Raw genomic sequence first — 14906 nt, 5'->3', positions numbered from 1 at the left:
AGAGCTTCGCGACACCCGAAAATTCGCAATCTTTGTGGGACGCCATCCCGTCCACACGGCCGTACCCGTGAACGCTCCAAGTAAGTTGGTCGCTGCCCGCGAATCGGGGCGATTATCGGAATGGAGGCCAAAGATGAGCGAATTTTCGCGATAAGTAAGACAGCCATATCCACCCCCTGTTCGTGGATATCACGCTCTGAATTGATCGCCGTTGTTTTCCGCAGTGGAGCAGATATGGTCACACCCCTTCGGGAAGAGGAACCCTTCCCGCACTCCCCGTCCAAGGGCATGCTGCTGTCGCAGCGAGGCGCCCCCCGCCATGCCCCCGGCCGGCGGCGTCCGGTGACATGCTGGACCATCTGCTCCTTCGCCGACGCGAGCGTCGACGCCGCCGCGCTGGCCGCGCCCGTGCTCGACGCCGGGTACGGCGCGCTGCTCGCCGGCCTGGCGGCGGGGCTGCTCGTCCTGCTGAACCTGGCGGGCGGCACGTACCGGATCCGGCTGTCGCCGTCCGTGATGGACGGGTGGATGTGGCGCGGCGGATGCGCCACCGCCATCACCGGCGCGCTGACCGTCGCCGCCCTCGACCATCAGACGACGCTGGCCGTCTGGACGGGCGAGTCGGCCCGGATCGTCGCCGTCTACCTCGGGCTGACGCTGGTGGGGCGGGGGCTGGTCTGCGCGGTGCTGCGCCAGGCCCGCCGCCGCGGCGCATGCGTGCCCACGCTGGTCGTCGGGTCCGGTGCGCACGCCAGGAACCTCGCGCTGACCCTGGTGCGGCACACCGAGTACGGCCTGCTGCCCGTCGGCGGCGCCTGCGACGTGCTGGGCCAGGCCCCGTACGAGCCGATCGTGGACGATCCGGAGACCCTGCTCGCCATGGCCCGCCGGCACCGCGCCCGCGTGGTGGTCCTGGCCCCGCCGCCGGGCGGCGAGGAGCAGACCCACCGGCTCGCGCAACAGGCCCGGCAGGCGGGGTACCCGGTGTACCTGGCGCCGCAACCCGGCGGCGTGCTGGTCGACTTCGTCCCCGACGGCGAGCACGTCCGGGGGTTCCCGATGCTGCGCATGCGGCCGTTGCCGCAGCGGCGCGCGTCCTGGCCGCTCAAGCGCGCCCTGGACGTCGTGCTGGCGACGGCCGGGCTGGTCGTCAGCGCTCCGGTGCTGGCCGCCTGCATGCTGCTGCTGCGCGGGCAAGGAGGGCCCGGCGTGCTGTTCCGCCAGGTCCGGGTGGGGATGGCCGGGACGCCCATCGAGATCATCAAGCTCCGCACGTTCGCCCCGCTGCGCGCCGGCGAGTCCGACACCCGCTGGAGCATCGACGACGACCCCCGCCTGACCCGCGCGGCCCGGCTGCTGCGCTCCTGCTCCGTGGACGAGCTGCCGCAGCTGTGGAACGTGCTGCGCGGCGACATGAGCCTGGTCGGCCCCCGGCCCGAGCGGCCGCACTTCGTGGAGCTGTTCTCCCGCGGCGACCACCACTACGGGCGCCGCCACCGGTTGCCCGTCGGCCTCACCGGCTGGGCCCAGACGCACGGCCTGCGCGGCGACACCTCGATCGAGGACCGGGCGCGGCTGGACAACCACTACATCGACACCTGGTCCCTGCGCCGCGACATCAAGATCTTGATCCGGACGGTCGGTTGCCTGCTGTGGCCGGGACGATCGTGATCAGGGCGTTCCTGCCGTCCCTGTGCCGCCTGCCGGGCCGTCCCAGCGTGTGGGCCGCGCTGACCGTGATCGCCGTGTGCGTGCCCGCCGGACCGCAGGCCGCCGACGTCGTCCAGCCGCGGATCGCCGACCTGATGTCGCTGGGGTTGCTGGCGTCCGTCGCGGTGAGCCTGGCGCGCGGCGGCGCGCGTCCGGGCCGGTGGGCCCTGCTCGCCGCGCCCGCGGCGCTCGCGGCGACGGCGGCCGCCCTCGCGGCGCCCGACTTCCTGCTGGCGTTGCCCGGCCTGGCCCGGTTCCTCCAGGTGTTCGTCCTGGTCCCCGTCGCGGTGACGGTGGCGGTGCGGCAGCGGTCCGACCTGCTGCTGGTGGGCGGAGCCGTCGCGGCCGTGGCGATCGTCCAGGCCGGGCTCGGCTGCTGGCAGGCGCTCACGGGCAGCGGCGCCTCCTACGCGGGCCTGCCGATCCGCGCGGTCGGCACCTTCGGCGCCGGCGAGGTCATGGCGCTGGCCAGCGTGGTCAGCTTCGGGCTGATCATCGCTCTGGCGGTCGCGCTCACCGGCGGACCGGCCCGGCGCGCCGCCGCCCTGGTCGCGGCGGCGGCGCTGTGCCCGCCGCTGGTCATGTCGCTCAGCCGCGGCACCTGGCTCGCGGTGGCCTGCGCCGTCGCGGTGATGCTCGTGCTGCGCGGCGCGCGGCTGGCAGCGCGGGCCGCCGTGGCCGCCGTGGCCGCCGCCGTGCTCCTGACGCTCCTGGTCGGGCCCGGCGGCGGGGTCATCGCCGAGCGCGTCGCCTCCATCACCTCCTCGGTGGACCAGCCCGACCGGTCGGTGGCCGACCGGTACCAGCTCTGGCAGGCGGCGGCCGGCATGTGGCGGGACCACCCGGTGACCGGCGTCGGCCCCAAGGGGTTCGCCGCCTGGCGGGACACCTACGCGCCGCTGGCCCTGTCCTCCGGCAGCGACGTCGAGGACCCGGCCGGCGGATACCGCCGCCAGCCGCTGCTGTCCCCGCACAACATGTACCTGCTGGTGCTCAGCGAGCAGGGGCTCCTCGGCCTGACGGCATTCGCGCTGCTCGTGGGCGGGGCCCTCGTGCGCACCTTGACCCGGCCCGGCCGATCCGGCCCGGCGGGGCTGGCCGCCGCGGGCTTCGTGACGTGGCTGGCGGTGGACTTCGCCTACGCCGACATCGGCGGCGCGACCAGCCTGGTCATGTCGGTCATGCTGGGCCTGGCGACGGGATGGACCGGCGCCGCCGCGTCCCCGTCGCGGCGGCCCGCGTGCTGAGCCGGGGCGCGGCCGACCTGCGCGCCGCGGCCCTCACCGCGATGCTCGTCGGCGCCGGCTCGGCGCTCGGCTACGTCCGCGACCTGCTGATGGCCGCGCTGTTCGGCGCCAACGCCGACACCGACGCCTTCCTGATCGCCTGGACCGTGCCCGAGACCGCGGCGCCGCTGCTCATCGAGGGGGCGATGGCCCTGTGGCTGGTGCCGCTGTTCAGCACGGCGTCCGGGGCGCGGCAGCGGGCGGCGCTGGTGGAGCGGACGTTGCCCGCCCTGGCCGCCGCGCTCGCCGCCGTCGCCGTCTGCGCCGCGGCCGGCGCGCCCTGGCTGGTGACGGCGCTGGCCCCCGGTCTGCCCCAGGGCGGGCTGGCCGTCCAGTGCTGGCGGATCTGCTGCGGCTGCATCCTGCCGTTCGCGCTGGCGGGGTACGCCAGCGCGGCCCTGCGGGCCCACCACGTCTTCGGCCCGCCCGCGGCCACCGGCCTGGCCTACAACCTGGCGCTCGTCGGCTGCCTGGCGATCTGGCACGACGCGCTCGGCGTGCGGGCCGCCGCGTGGGGCGTCGCCGCCGGCGCCGTCCTCATGGTGGCCATGCAGGCGCCGGCGTACCTGCGGCGGGTCGGCCTGCCCCGGCGGCTGCCCCGGCGCCTGGTGCTGCCGGTCGCCGCGCTGCTGCCCATCATCGCCTTCGCGCTGCTGCGGCAGGGCCAGGTGCTGGTCGAGCGCGTGCTCGCCGCCGACCTGCCCGCGGGCGCGATCTCCCATCTCAACTACGCCCAGAAGATCGCCCAGGTGCCGATGGTGGTCTCGCTGATGCTGGCCACCGTCACCTATCCGCACCTGGCCCGCAGCATCGCCGCGGGCGACACCCGCGGGGCCTGGCGGCTGCTGGCCCGCGACCTGGCGACGGCGGCGGCCGTGACGGTCACCGCCGCCGCGCTGCTGGTCGCCTTCGCGCCCGCGATCGTGGGCGTGCTGCTGCACCGCGGCGCCTTCGACGACGCCGCCGCCACCGCCACCGAGCACGTCCTGCGGCTCTACGCGATCGGCCTGCTGGGCCACACCGTCGTGGGCGTCGTCTGCCGGGCCTACTTCTGCGCCGGAGGGTGGCGCGGGTTGTGGTACCCGGCCCTGTCGATGGCCGCCGGGCTGGCCCTCACCGCGGCGCTGGCCGTGGCGCTCGTCCCCGGCATGGCGCAGGGCGGCATCGCGCTGGCCAACGCCGCCGGGATCACCGTGACCGCCGCCCTCATGCTGGCCGGTCTCCAACGCCTCGGCCTGTCGCCGCTGCGGAGGGCCGTCACGACCGTCAGGGAAGGAGAGCGCGTATGAGCACGCGCACCGGCGCGCTGCCGCTCATCTGGATGTACCACTCCGTCGCCGAGCGCGGCGAGGACCCCTTCGACATCGTCGTCACCCCCGAGCGCTTCGCCACGCACATACGCTGGCTCGCCCGGCGCGGGCTGCGCGGCGTGTCGGTGCGCGAACTGCTGAACCATCCCGGCGACCGGCGCGGGCTCGTCGGGCTCACCTTCGACGACGGCTACGCCGACTTCGCCACCGACGTCGTCCCGGTGCTGGCCGGATACGGCTTCACCGCGACCGTGTACGTCGTCGCCGGCCGGATCGGCGGCCACAACGCCTGGGACCGCGGCGTCAGCCCCCGCCCCCTGATGGACGCCGGCACGCTGCGCCGGGTGGCCGCCGCCGGCATGGAGGTCGGCTCCCACACCCACAGCCACCCCCACCTGCCGGCCGCCGCCCCCGGCGAGCTGGCCGACGAGCTCACCACGAGCAAACTCCTGCTCCAGGACGTGCTCGGCGCCCCCGTCACCGGCTTCGCCTACCCCTACGGCGAGCTGACCGCCCGCGAGGTCGCCGCCGTCCGGCAGGCCGGCTACGAGCACGCCTGCGCCGTCCGCCCCGGCCGGCTCGCCGGGACGCACGCCCTGCCCCGCCGCTACGTCGGCGACCGCGACACCGCCGCCCGGCTGCTCGCCAAGACCGCCTGCCACCGGCTGCGCTGGGGGCGGCCCCGATGAAGGTCCTGCACGTCATCACCGGGCTGGCCGCCGGCGGGGCCGAGCAGCAACTGCGCACGCTCCTGCCGCACATGGACTGCGCCAGCGAGGTCGCCGTCCTGACCAGGCCCGGCGCCCTGGCCGACGCCATCCGCGCCGCCGGGACGCCCGTACGCGCCGTCGGCATGGGCGGCAACCGGGACCTGCGGGCGCTGCCCCGGCTCACCGCCCTCATGCGCGCCGGCCGCTACCAGGTCGTGCACGCGCACCTGTACCGCGCCTGCGTCTACGCGCCGCTCGCCGCCCGGCTGGCCGCCGTGCCGGTCGTCGTCAGCACCGAGCACTCGGCGGGGGCCCGGCACATCGAGGGACGGCCGGTCACGGCGCCCGTCCGCGCGCTGTACCGGGCGAGCGCCCGGCTGACGCACGCCGTCGTCGCCGTCTCGCCCACCGTGGCCGACCGGCTGCACGGCTGGGGCCTGCCGCCCTCGCGCGTCGTCACCATCCCCAACGGCGTGGACCTGGCCGCCTTCCGCCACGATCCGCGCGCCGCGGGCCAGACCCGGCTGAGCCTGGGCATCCCGCCGGAGACGTTCGTCGTCGGAGGGGTCGGCCGCCTGGTGGCGGGCAAGAACTTCCACCTGCTGGTCGAGGCGCTGCCGCGGCTGGACGGCGCGGTGCTGCTGCTCGTCGGCGCCGGGCCGGAACAACCCCGGCTGCGCTCGCTGGCCGAGCGGCTCGGCGTCGGGCGGCGCGTCGTCTTCGCCGGGGAGAGCGTGCACGTGCCCGCCCTGTTGTCGGCCATGGACGTGCTGGCCGCCCCCTCGCAGGAGGAGACGTTCGGCCTGGCCGTCGTCGAGGCGCTCGCCGCCGGGCTGCCCGTGCTGTACGGCGCCTGCCCGGCGATCGACGACCTGCCCCCCGGGTCGGTGCCCGGCGCCCGCCGGGTGCCGCCCCACCGGCTGGCCGCCGAGCTGGCCGCGCTCCGTGACGGACCGCGCACCCGCCTGCCGCCGCTCCCGGCCCTCGACCGCTACGACGTGCGCCGGCAAGCCCGGCGCCTGCACGACCTCTACGACCGCCTGCTCACCAGGCGCCACCAGGAAAGGCTGTCATGACTCACCCGGTCCAGCGCGCCGCCGGCGCGCTCCGCACCTGGTCCCTGCTCGCGCTCCCGCTGATCGGCATGGGGGCGGGGCTGGCGTACTCGCTGACCCAGGAGCCCGTCTACACCGCTGACGCCTACGCGGTCGTCAGCTCGGTACGGCAGGGCGTGCCCACCCAGGAAGCCGAATTCGCGCAGGCCTACGCCAGGGTGACCGTCCACCCCGGCCTGCTCGCCGGGACCGGCGACGCCTACCTGGCCGACGGCGAGCTGCTGCGGACCACGCTGCAGGCGTCGGCCTCGCCGGACGCGCCGCTGATCCGGCTGGCCGCCCTCGCCGGCACCCCTGACGAGGCCGCCCGGCGGGCCAACAGCGCGACGGCCGCGCTCACCGCCTACGCCAACCGGCACAGCGCCGACACCGGCGTCCGGCTGTCCAGCTTCGCCCCCGCCGTGCCGCCCGCCACGCCCAGTTCGCCGCGGCCCCTGCTCGCCACCGCCGTCAGCACGGCCGGCGGCCTGCTGCTGGCCGCCCTGATCTGGCTGGCTGCCCCCGCCGGGCCACGGCAGGACGACCGGCAGGTCCCGCCCGCGCGCCGGCCGGCCGAGACGGCGTCGGCATGACCACCGCGATCCGCCAGGCCCCGGACCTGGCCACCGAGGTCGTGACCGGCGCGGAACGCCTGCACGCCCTGGCGGGGGAGTGGGCCGGCCTGCACGACCGCTCCCCGGCGGCGACGCCGTTCCAGTCGCACGCCTGGCTGTCGTCCTGGTGGGAGACCTACGGCGAGGACCCGGGCCTGAACGTGGTCCTGCTGCGCCGGCGGGGACGGCTGGTCGCCGCGGCCCCCGTCATGACCGTCCGCCGCGCGGGGCTGCGCGTCCTGCGGCCGCTCGGCGGCGACCAGTCCGACTACACGGACGTGCTGATCGAGGACGGCGACCCCGACCTGGCGGCGGCGCTCGGCCGGGCCCTGGCCGAGCTGCCCGGATGGGACGTGCTCGACCTGCCGGAGGTGCGCCCGGGGGCCGACGCCGAACGGCTCGCGGCGGCCTGGCCGGGCCGCTCCTGGCGGCTGCCCGCCTCGACCTGCGTCGAACTGCCCGGCGTCCCCCTCCACGAGCTGCTCGCCGGGCTGCCCGGCAGGAACGGCACCAAGCTGCGCCGCGAGCTCAGACGCGTGGACGACGCCCCTATCCAGGTCCGGGACGTACCGGCCGACGAGGCGGAGCACGCCGTCGCGCGCCTGCTCGACCTGCACGCCCTCCAGTGGCAGGGCCGTGGCATCAACGTCGAGCACACCAGGCCGCGCTTCCATGCCCACCTGGCCCGAGCCGCCCGTCGGCTGCTGACCGACCGGCAGGCCAAGCTGACCGAATACCACCTGGACGGCCGGGTCGTCGCGGTGGACCTGCTGCTCGTGGGCAAGGACTTCGTCGGCGGCTACCTCTACGGCACCCACCCCGACCTGCGCGGCCAGATCGACGTCGTGACCATGCTGCTGCGCACCGACCTCGGGCTCGCGCACCGGCTGGGCCGGCCGACGATGTCGCTGCTGCGCGGGGCCGAGTCCCACAAGACCAAATGGGGCGGCCGGCCGGCGGTCAGCAACCGGCTCCTGCTGGCCAGGACGCCGGCCGCGACGCTCTACGCCCTCGCCGCCCGCGCCCGGGTGCGCGGCCGGGCGCTCCGGGGCCGCTGGGAGGCGCTCGACCGGGTCCTGCGCAGGCCGCGATGACGACCTTCACCCCGCGCGTGCTGCACGTCACCCAGCCCACCGAGGGCGGCGTCGCGGCCTACGTCGAGAGCGCCTGCGCCGACCAGCGCCGGCGGGGCTGGACGGTCGCCGTCGCCGCGCCGCCGCGCGGACCGCTCGGCGAGCGGCTCGCCGCCCTCGGGCTGTCGCATCTGCCCTGGCCCGCCGTACGGGCGCCGCATCCGGCCGATCTGGCCGCCGCCGCCGTCCTCCGTCGCATCGTGCGCCGGTTCCGTCCCGACGTGGTGCATCTGCACTCCTCCAAGGCCGGGCTGGTCGGCCGGGTGGTGGTGCGTGGCCGCGTGCCGACGCTGTTCCAGCCGCACGGCTGGTCCTGGCTGGCCGGCCGGGGCACGCTCGCCGCCGCGGCCGCCTCCTGGGAGCGTGCCGCCACCCGGTGGACGCATCTCGTGCTCTGCGTCGGCCAGGGGGAGCACCGGCAGGCCGGGGACGCGGGCGTGGGCGGCCCGCTGGCCGTCGTCCGCAACGGCGTGGACCTGGCCCGGTTCCGTCCCGTCACGCCGGACGAGCGCGTCGCCGCCCGCCGGGGCCTCGGCCTGTCCCCGCACGCGCCGCTGGTCGTCTGCGTCGGCCGGATCACCCGCCAGAAGGGCCAGGACCTGCTGGTGGAGTCCTGGCGGCAGGTTGCGGCCCGGGTGCCGGACGCCTGCCTGGCACTCGTCGGCGACGGGGACGACTTCGCCCGCCTGCGCCGCGACGCGCCGCCCGGCGTCCTCATGCCGGGGGCCGGCGCCGACCCGCGGCCCTGGTACGCCGCCGCCGACCTGGTCGTGCTGCCCTCCCGCTGGGAAGGGCTGCCGCTGACCGTGCTGGAGGCCATGGCCAGCGGGCGGTCCGTGGTGGCGGCCGCCGTTTCCGGCCTCACGGAGGTGGTCACCCCGGCCACCGGAGCGCTCGTCGAGCCGGAGGAGCCGCGGGCGCTGGCCGCGGCGATCGTGGCCCGGCTGACCGATCCGGCCGTGCGGCGCGCGGAGGAACGGGCTGCGCCGTCGCGGGCGGCCGAGTTCGACCTCGTCGTCACCCTTGACCGGCTGGCGGCGCACACGCTGCGCCTGGCCCGGCCGGGTCAGGCCGCGGGCGGTGCCGCCGCGGGCGCGTCGGTGACGGCCGGGCGGGGCTGAGACCCCGGCGACCCGCTCCCGCTCGGCTCAGGGGCGGGCGCGGGCGGGGTGGTCGGCGGCGCCGACGGACCGCGCCGGAAGCCGGGGTCGCGCATGAGCTGCCGGAACACCCGCGACGAGCGCGGGTTGGCCGGGCACTGCCAGACGCCGTGCGGGCAGTAGTCCACGATCGAGTGGTAGGCCACGTCGTGCCGGGCGATCCAGTCGAGCATGTCGCGCACGAACTCCGGCCGGTCCCCGTACCGGAACAGCCCCCACTCGGGGAAGGAGATCGGCTTGCGGTGCGCGGCGGCGAAGTCGGCCTGCGCCTCCAGCCCGTACGGCTGGTCGACGTAGTCGGCGAACCGGTGGCCGGGGCCCTGGTCGTAGCTGTCCATGCCGATGATGTCCACCACGTCGTCACCGGGGTAGCACTCGGTCCAGCCGATGGCGTCCGGGCCGCGGTTGGGGCTGAAGTCGAAGCGGAACCGCTGTCCGGGCACCGCCCGCATCACGGCGACGATCCGCCGCCAGTACGCCTGCCACGCCGGCGGGTCGGCCGAGCAGCGGCTGGAGTAGGTCAGGCCGTTCATCTCCCAGCCCGGGACGATCACCGTGTCCGGCGCGCGGCCGGCCACCAGCGTCCGGGCCAGCCGGTCGAAGTACGGGTCGAACGCGCCGTCCGCGCCGGCGTTCAGCAGCACCGACACCGCCTCGTCCGGCAGGTCGCCCTCGTTCGGCATGACCATCGGCACGTTGAGCACGAGCATGCGCCCCGGCTTGGCCGCCCGCCACCGCATCCACGGCTGCAGGACGAAGTCCGGCCCGCCGAGCGCGTTCCACGCCTCGCCCGGCACGTACGTCCGCCCCACCCGGACCTCCGCCCCCAGCCACGACTCGAACGCGCCCAGCAGGTGCGGCCCGCGCCAGTCGGAGGCGAGGAACACCCCGAACGGCACGGACGACAGGTCGGCGCGGGCGGCGCGGGCGGCGGCGGACGGCTCCTTGGCGCGCTTGGCGCTCAGCGCCGGCGGGATCACCGCGGCGACCACGGCCAGCAGCGCGCAGACCCATGCCATCCTCACGGTCATCGCCCGCCCCCTCCCTTACAGGGTGTATCAGCTCACGTACCCGGAGAGAGAACGATGGTGATCAAGCCACTGCAAAGTGATCGCCGCGGATGCCGGGGCCGCACGTCGCCGGGGGCGTTAAGCATTGGAGGGCGGCGGCCGGCGGCCGGTAGGGTGCCGATCATGGCTTGCCGCATCTCCGAACTGATCGTGCCCGCCCGAGACGCCCACGGCCTGGCCGCCTTCTGGTGCGAGGTGCTCGACTTCGTCGTGCTCGACACCCCGGACGACGGCTCGGTGGAGATCGGCCCGCGGGAGGGGTTCGGCGGGTTGCAGCCCACCCTGGTCTTCGACCCCACCACCGAGCCCAAGGCAGGCCCGCTGCGGCTGCACTTCGACGTCAACGCCACCGACCGCGACCAGGCCGCCGAGCTCGACCGCCTGCTCAAGCTCGGGGCGCGTCCGGCCGACGTCGGCCAGACCGGCGAGGAGCCGTGGCACGTCCTGGCCGATCCCGAGGGCAACGAGTTCTGCCTGCTGCGCGCCCGCCTGAGCTGAGCGCCCCCTGACCAACCCCTTCGTGAGGACATCGCGCGCATGACGCCGCCTGCTCTTTAGACCTGACACCTTCCCGCGCATCGGTCGCCGACGGACGCCGTCGGCTCTGTTCTCCGTGCTCTTCGTCAGGTCTTCAGAGAGATCATGTCTTCACATCCTCATATCGTGCTGCCCTGGGTGGTGCGGCGCACCCGCCTGCCCCTGCTCGTCCTGCGGTGCGTGGCCTGTCCGTCCGGGCGGGCCACCGTCGGTGACGGCCGGTTCCGCGTCAACGCCAACGGCAAGCTGCTCGACGTCTGGCTCCTGGTCAACTGCGTGGCCTGTGACCGGACCGGCAAGCTCACCGTCCACGACCGGGTTCCGGTCCGCTCGCTGGACGCCGGCCTGCTGGCCGGGTACTCGGGCAACTCGCCGTCCCTCGTGGCGCGGGCCCTGCTCGACCCGGCGACCGCCCGCCGGAACCGGTACGCGCTCGACTGGGACGGGTGCTGGGAGCTCGACGCGCCGCCCGTTCCGGAGAGTCCGTGGCCCGTCCGGATCACGGTCGCCTTCGACGATCCCGTCCCGCTGCGTCCCGAACGGCTGATCAGCCTCGGGCTGGGCGTCGGCCGGGACGAGGTCGCCCGCCGCATCAAGATCGACATCCCACCGAATCGGAGGACGAAACAGGACTTCTCCTTTCTGCTGATGTAGGTCCAGGCTGCCGGCCCGGCGGGCGGTCGTCCGCCCGCCGGGAGCGGGACAGCAGATGCCCGACGAGGGCCGCGGCGAGGCCGGCCAGACCGGCGGCCGCGAAGCCGCCACCTGGCAGTGCGGCGTCGATCGCCAGCCCGGCGATCGGCGAGCCGAGCGCGAAGCCCGCGCTCGCCGCCGACGCCTGCAGGCCCGTGGCCTCGCCCCGTACGCCGGCCGGCGCCAGCCGGCTCACCGCGTCGGCCACCGTGGACAGGGTCGGCGCGGTGAGCAGCCCGGCGCCGACGACGGCCAGGCACAACCAGCGCCAGTCGTGGGCCAGCCCGGCGGGGATCGTCAGCAGCCCGAGCAGGCCGAGCAGCAGCCACGTCGGCATCGGCCAGCGCAGCGTGCCGTAGACCAGGCCGCCGGCGACGGAGGTCACGCCGAACACGACCACGACCACGGCGGCCCAGGACACCTGGCCCGCCTCCTTGAGCGTGGCCACGATGGCCAGGTCGATGCCGCTGAGCAGGGCCGTGGCGCCGAACCCCATCGCCAGCATGGCGACCATGCGGCGGTCCAGCCACTCCCGGCGCGCCGGACGGGCGGGCGAGCCGGTCTCCACCTCGCCCTCGGCCCGCAGCGGCGGATCGAGCAGGGCGATCCCGATCCCGCCGGTCACGATCACCGCCCCGAGCCCCCACGCCACGGCCTGGGGAGACAGCTCCGCCGCGCAGAGGATCACCACCGCCGGCCCCACCATGTACGCCAGCTCGCCCTGCACCGACTCCAGTGCGAACGCGGCTCGCCGCTGCCCCGGCGTCGTCATCGCGGCGATCGCCTGCCGGGTCACCGCCTGGACCGGCACCATCAGCAGCCCCGCCGTGAAGGAGGCGCCCAGCAGCACCGCGTACGGCAGGACGGGCACGCTCGCCCAGAACAGCGCCTGCGACGCGACGGTGATCGTGAGCACGGCGCGCAGCCCCCGCCGGTCCGTCATGCGGCCCAGCAGTGGCCCGCCCAGCGCCACCCCGGCGGTCAGGGCGGCCGCGACCCCGCCCGCCGCCACGTAGCCCAGGTCCAGGCGCAGCACGACGTACATGGTCAGCGCGGTCACGTCGGCGGTGATCGCGGCACGGGCGAGCAGCGAGACGCCCAGCAGCGCCGCCATCCCCCGCACGGCGAGAACCTGTCGGTATCCGGTCACCCGGGCGACGCTAGGTCATCCCCGCAGGCCATAGGAAGACGTTTTTTCGTTGGTCCCGGCATAATGGATGCTTATGGCCAGAGACCTGGACACGTCGTTGCTGCGGTCGTTCGTCACGGCTGTGCGGGCGGGCAGCATCAGCCGCGCCGCCACCGCGCTCGGGCACACCCAGCCCGCGCTCAGCCAGCAGTTGCGCAAGCTGGAGAGCGCGGTCGGCCGCCCGCTGCTCCACCGGTCGCCGTCCGGCGTGTCGCTGACGCGGGCGGGGGAGGAGCTGCTGCCCTACGCCGAGCGCATCCTGTCGCTCTCCGCGCAGGCGCTCACCGCGACCGGGCGCGCGCTCACCGGCCGCTGCGGCGTCGGGCTGCTGGAGGACCTGGCCGCGGCGCAGCTGCCGCAGGCCCTCGCCGACCTGGCCCGGCTGCACCCCGGCGCGACGCTGGAGGTGCTGAGCCTCTCCGGGGTCACGATCCGGGAGGCCTACCACGCGGGCCGCGTGCAGCTCGTGCTCGACGAGGCGACCGACCTCCCGGCGCCGCCGCGCTGGACCGTGCGGCGCCCGCTGGTGTGGGCGGTCGGCCAGGGCGTCGACCCCGCCGCCGATCCGCTGCCGGTGGTGCTGTTCACCGGGACGTGCGCGTGGCGCACGTCGGTGGTGGAGACGCTCGACCGCACCGGCCGGCGGTGGCGGCCGGTGTTCGAGAGCAACAGCCTGGCCGGGGTGCTCGCGGCGCTGCGGGCCGGGCTCGGGGTCGCCGCGCTCATGCCCGGCAACCTCGAACCGGACATGGCCTGCCACGACCCGGACGCCCTGCCCGCCCTGCCCGACGTCGAGCTCGGCCTGGCCCGGCACCCGCAGACCGAGGGAGACGCGCTGATCGACGCCGTGGAGACCGCGCTGCGCCGGATGATCTGAGCGCCGCCGGGCTCAGAACAACAGGGCGATCTTGCCGCTCAGCCGGCCGCGCCGGAAGTGCTCGTGGGCCGCACCGACGTCCTGCAGGCCGTACTGGGCCTCGACCCGGGTCCTGACCTGACCCGCGTCGACGGCCTTGGCCAGCTCGGCGAGGCCGGGGCCGTCCTCGCGCACCTGGTTGACGGTGGTGCGGACCGATCGACGGGACAGGTCGGGCACCGGCCCGGCCTGGGTGGCGACGGAGGCGTAACGGCCTCCGTCGGCCACGGCCTCGACGGCGAAGGCTCCGAAGGTGTCGAAGACGGCGTCGTAGGCCCCCGCCGGAAGGTCGGCGGGGTCGGTCGTGACCCGTTCGGCCCCCAGCTCGGTAGCCACCTCGACCTGCGCCGGCCTGGAGACCAGCGCGTCCACCCGGGCGCCGCGCGCCCGCGCCAGCTGCACGGCCAGCCCGCCCACCGCGCCCGCCGCGCCCGCCACCAGCAGCCGCTCGCCCGCCCGGACGTCCAGCCAGTCGAGCGTCTGCAGGGCGGTGAGCCCCGGCAACGGCAGCGTCGCCGCCTCCACCAGGCTGACCGCCGCCGGCGCCACGGCCAGCGAGCCGACGGGCATGGCCACGAGGTCGGCCCACGTCCCCCGGCCGGTGCCGAGCTGGTGGGACATGCCGAAGACCCGTTCACCCACGGGCAGCGCGTCGTCCCGGCTGTCCACGACGATGCCCGCCAATTCCCATCCCAGGGTCGTCGGCAGGGGAGGGGTGCCCTCTCCGATGGCCCCTTCACGGGTCTTGTCGTCAACCGGGTTCAAGGCGGAGGCGACGACCCTCACCAGCACCTCGCCGTCCGAGGCCCGGGGCGGCGGCGCCTCGGCTACCGTCAGGACGTCCGGGCCGCCGAAGCGGGTGATCCGCACAGCACGCATGTTCAACTCCTCGATATTCGAAACAAGGGGAATGGCGGGGTCACCGGTCGAGCAGGCCCAGGGCCGGCAGCGCCGCGGCCAGCCGAGGGCCGGCCTGGGCGGCTTCCTCCAGGGCGGTCCTCAGCGTCGCCTCGTAGGTGACGTTCGCCTCGGCGTAGCGGGCCCGGCCCGCGTCGGTGATGACGGTGTAGACCCCGCGCTTGTCGTCCGGGCACAGGTCCCGGTACGTGAGCTCCGCCGTGTTCAGCCGGGTCACCAGCCGGGTCACGGAGCTCTGGTTGAGCCCGATCCGGTCGGCCAGCTCCTGCATGCGCAGCTCGCCGGCGTCCGAGGTGGCGAGATGGCCGAGCGCCCGGTACTCCGACAGGCCGATGCCGTGCCGCCGCTGGAGGGCCGTGGCCAGGGCGTTCTCCACGCGGGCGTGCAGCAGCAGGACGTCGTTCCAGGAGCTGGACACCGCCGAGGGCGCCGGGGCCGGGTGCGGAGTGGGTGCCGTCGGAGCCATGGAAGCCTCCTCCTTCTCTGAGGACCCGGTCTCTCGGACGCGGGATTGACAAAAGCATACATGCACATGCAAGCATTGGCTCGATCGGCACGGTCGTCCT

Annotated in this window: 15 protein-coding genes; 11 read left to right on the top strand and 4 right to left on the bottom strand. The window is 75.4% G+C overall.

Going from position 1 to position 14906, the window contains the following annotated elements; translation table 11 throughout:
• Positions 1–234: 234 nt before the first annotated feature.
• The 8 genes from ACIBK9_RS11090 to ACIBK9_RS11055 are packed head-to-tail and all read left to right on the top strand — an operon-like array spanning position 235 to position 8978.
• Positions 235–1671, top strand: coding sequence for an exopolysaccharide biosynthesis polyprenyl glycosylphosphotransferase (locus ACIBK9_RS11090; protein ID WP_397157098.1), 1437 nt, complete (start codon positions 235–237; stop codon positions 1669–1671).
• Entirely contained in the window at positions 1653–2957 is a 1305-nt protein-coding gene (locus tag ACIBK9_RS11085) for an O-antigen ligase family protein (protein WP_397157096.1), read from the top strand. The genes ACIBK9_RS11090 and ACIBK9_RS11085 overlap by 19 nt, the downstream gene beginning before the upstream one ends.
• A complete protein-coding gene (murJ, locus tag ACIBK9_RS11080; protein ID WP_397157094.1) occupies positions 2912–4285 on the top strand; it encodes a murein biosynthesis integral membrane protein MurJ in 1374 nt (457 codons plus the stop codon). Before ACIBK9_RS11085 ends, murJ begins: the two co-directional genes overlap by 46 nt.
• On the top strand, positions 4282–4995 hold the full coding sequence (locus ACIBK9_RS11075) for a polysaccharide deacetylase family protein (protein WP_397157092.1): 714 nt from the start codon (positions 4282–4284) through the stop codon (positions 4993–4995). The genes murJ and ACIBK9_RS11075 overlap by 4 nt, the downstream gene beginning before the upstream one ends.
• Positions 4992–6092 (top strand): glycosyltransferase, encoded by a 1101-nt coding sequence (locus tag ACIBK9_RS11070; RefSeq protein WP_397157090.1) that lies wholly within the window; start codon positions 4992–4994, stop codon positions 6090–6092. The genes ACIBK9_RS11075 and ACIBK9_RS11070 overlap by 4 nt, the downstream gene beginning before the upstream one ends.
• Entirely contained in the window at positions 6089–6703 is a 615-nt protein-coding gene (locus ACIBK9_RS11065) for a hypothetical protein (RefSeq protein ID WP_397157088.1), read from the top strand. The genes ACIBK9_RS11070 and ACIBK9_RS11065 overlap by 4 nt, the downstream gene beginning before the upstream one ends.
• On the top strand, positions 6700–7818 hold the full coding sequence (locus tag ACIBK9_RS11060) for a GNAT family N-acetyltransferase (RefSeq protein WP_397157086.1): 1119 nt from the start codon (positions 6700–6702) through the stop codon (positions 7816–7818). Before ACIBK9_RS11065 ends, ACIBK9_RS11060 begins: the two co-directional genes overlap by 4 nt.
• Positions 7815–8978, top strand: a complete 1164-nt coding sequence (locus tag ACIBK9_RS11055; RefSeq protein ID WP_397157084.1) for a glycosyltransferase — start codon at positions 7815–7817, stop codon at positions 8976–8978. The genes ACIBK9_RS11060 and ACIBK9_RS11055 overlap by 4 nt, the downstream gene beginning before the upstream one ends.
• Here ACIBK9_RS11055 and ACIBK9_RS11050 read toward each other — a convergent pair.
• A complete protein-coding gene (locus tag ACIBK9_RS11050) occupies positions 8924–10048 on the bottom strand; it encodes a glycoside hydrolase family 26 protein (protein WP_397157082.1) in 1125 nt (374 codons plus the stop codon). The two genes, ACIBK9_RS11055 and ACIBK9_RS11050, sit on opposite strands and share 55 nt — an antisense overlap.
• A gap of 162 nt (positions 10049–10210) precedes the next feature.
• On the opposite strand from ACIBK9_RS11050, the gene ACIBK9_RS11045 reads away from it, so the two are divergent.
• Together ACIBK9_RS11045 and ACIBK9_RS11040 are read left to right on the top strand one after the other, a co-directional pair.
• Positions 10211–10585: a VOC family protein gene (locus ACIBK9_RS11045; RefSeq protein WP_352356769.1), complete on the top strand. Its 375-nt coding sequence runs from the start codon at positions 10211–10213 to the stop codon at positions 10583–10585.
• A 165-nt stretch (positions 10586–10750) separates the two neighbouring features.
• Positions 10751–11278 carry a DUF1062 domain-containing protein gene (locus ACIBK9_RS11040; protein WP_397157080.1) on the top strand — a complete coding sequence of 176 codons (528 nt, stop codon included), beginning with the start codon at positions 10751–10753 and terminating at the stop codon, positions 11276–11278.
• Here ACIBK9_RS11040 and ACIBK9_RS11035 read toward each other — a convergent pair.
• Positions 11217–12467 carry an MFS transporter gene (locus ACIBK9_RS11035; protein ID WP_397157078.1) on the bottom strand — a complete coding sequence of 417 codons (1251 nt, stop codon included), beginning with the start codon at positions 12465–12467 and terminating at the stop codon, positions 11217–11219. The two genes, ACIBK9_RS11040 and ACIBK9_RS11035, sit on opposite strands and share 62 nt — an antisense overlap.
• A 73-nt stretch (positions 12468–12540) precedes the next feature.
• Between ACIBK9_RS11035 and ACIBK9_RS11030 the strand changes: the two genes are divergently transcribed.
• Positions 12541–13383 carry a LysR family transcriptional regulator gene (locus ACIBK9_RS11030; protein WP_358287121.1) on the top strand — a complete coding sequence of 281 codons (843 nt, stop codon included), beginning with the start codon at positions 12541–12543 and terminating at the stop codon, positions 13381–13383.
• 12 nt (positions 13384–13395) lie between these two features.
• Here ACIBK9_RS11030 and ACIBK9_RS11025 read toward each other — a convergent pair whose 3' ends face one another.
• Together ACIBK9_RS11025 and ACIBK9_RS11020 are read right to left on the bottom strand one after the other, a co-directional pair.
• Positions 13396–14301: an NADP-dependent oxidoreductase gene (locus ACIBK9_RS11025; RefSeq protein WP_397157076.1), complete on the bottom strand. Its 906-nt coding sequence runs from the start codon at positions 14299–14301 to the stop codon at positions 13396–13398.
• A 40-nt stretch (positions 14302–14341) separates the two neighbouring features.
• The gene (locus ACIBK9_RS11020; protein WP_397157074.1) at positions 14342–14806 is read right to left on the bottom strand and encodes a MarR family winged helix-turn-helix transcriptional regulator; all 465 of its coding nucleotides are present in this window, start codon (positions 14804–14806) and stop codon (positions 14342–14344) included.
• Positions 14807–14906 lie beyond the last annotated feature (100 nt).

The organism is Nonomuraea sp. NPDC050227, from assembly GCF_044459705.1.
GTDB lineage: Bacteria > Actinomycetota > Actinomycetes > Streptosporangiales > Streptosporangiaceae > Nonomuraea.
Note: the sequence above shows the minus strand (reverse complement) of the source record. Positions and strands in the feature narration are given on the sequence as shown.

What these genes read in the sequence shown, in the direction of transcription:
- ACIBK9_RS11090 (WP_397157098.1), top strand. Translation starts at nt 235, where the DNA reads ATGGTCACACCCCTTCGGGAAGAGGAACCCTTCCCGCACTCCCCGTCC.
- murJ (WP_397157094.1), top strand. Translation starts at nt 2,912, where the DNA reads ATGGACCGGCGCCGCCGCGTCCCCGTCGCGGCGGCCCGCGTGCTGAGC.
- ACIBK9_RS11075 (WP_397157092.1), top strand. Translation starts at nt 4,282, where the DNA reads ATGAGCACGCGCACCGGCGCGCTGCCGCTCATCTGGATGTACCACTCC.
- ACIBK9_RS11070 (WP_397157090.1), top strand. Translation starts at nt 4,992, where the DNA reads ATGAAGGTCCTGCACGTCATCACCGGGCTGGCCGCCGGCGGGGCCGAG.
- ACIBK9_RS11065 (WP_397157088.1), top strand. Translation starts at nt 6,089, where the DNA reads ATGACTCACCCGGTCCAGCGCGCCGCCGGCGCGCTCCGCACCTGGTCC.
- ACIBK9_RS11060 (WP_397157086.1), top strand. Translation starts at nt 6,700, where the DNA reads ATGACCACCGCGATCCGCCAGGCCCCGGACCTGGCCACCGAGGTCGTG.
- ACIBK9_RS11055 (WP_397157084.1), top strand. Translation starts at nt 7,815, where the DNA reads ATGACGACCTTCACCCCGCGCGTGCTGCACGTCACCCAGCCCACCGAG.
- ACIBK9_RS11050 (WP_397157082.1), bottom strand. Translation starts at nt 10,048, where the DNA reads ATGACCGTGAGGATGGCATGGGTCTGCGCGCTGCTGGCCGTGGTCGCC.
- ACIBK9_RS11045 (WP_352356769.1), top strand. Translation starts at nt 10,211, where the DNA reads ATGGCTTGCCGCATCTCCGAACTGATCGTGCCCGCCCGAGACGCCCAC.
- ACIBK9_RS11030 (WP_358287121.1), top strand. Translation starts at nt 12,541, where the DNA reads ATGGCCAGAGACCTGGACACGTCGTTGCTGCGGTCGTTCGTCACGGCT.
- ACIBK9_RS11025 (WP_397157076.1), bottom strand. Translation starts at nt 14,301, where the DNA reads ATGCGTGCTGTGCGGATCACCCGCTTCGGCGGCCCGGACGTCCTGACG.
- ACIBK9_RS11020 (WP_397157074.1), bottom strand. Translation starts at nt 14,806, where the DNA reads ATGGCTCCGACGGCACCCACTCCGCACCCGGCCCCGGCGCCCTCGGCG.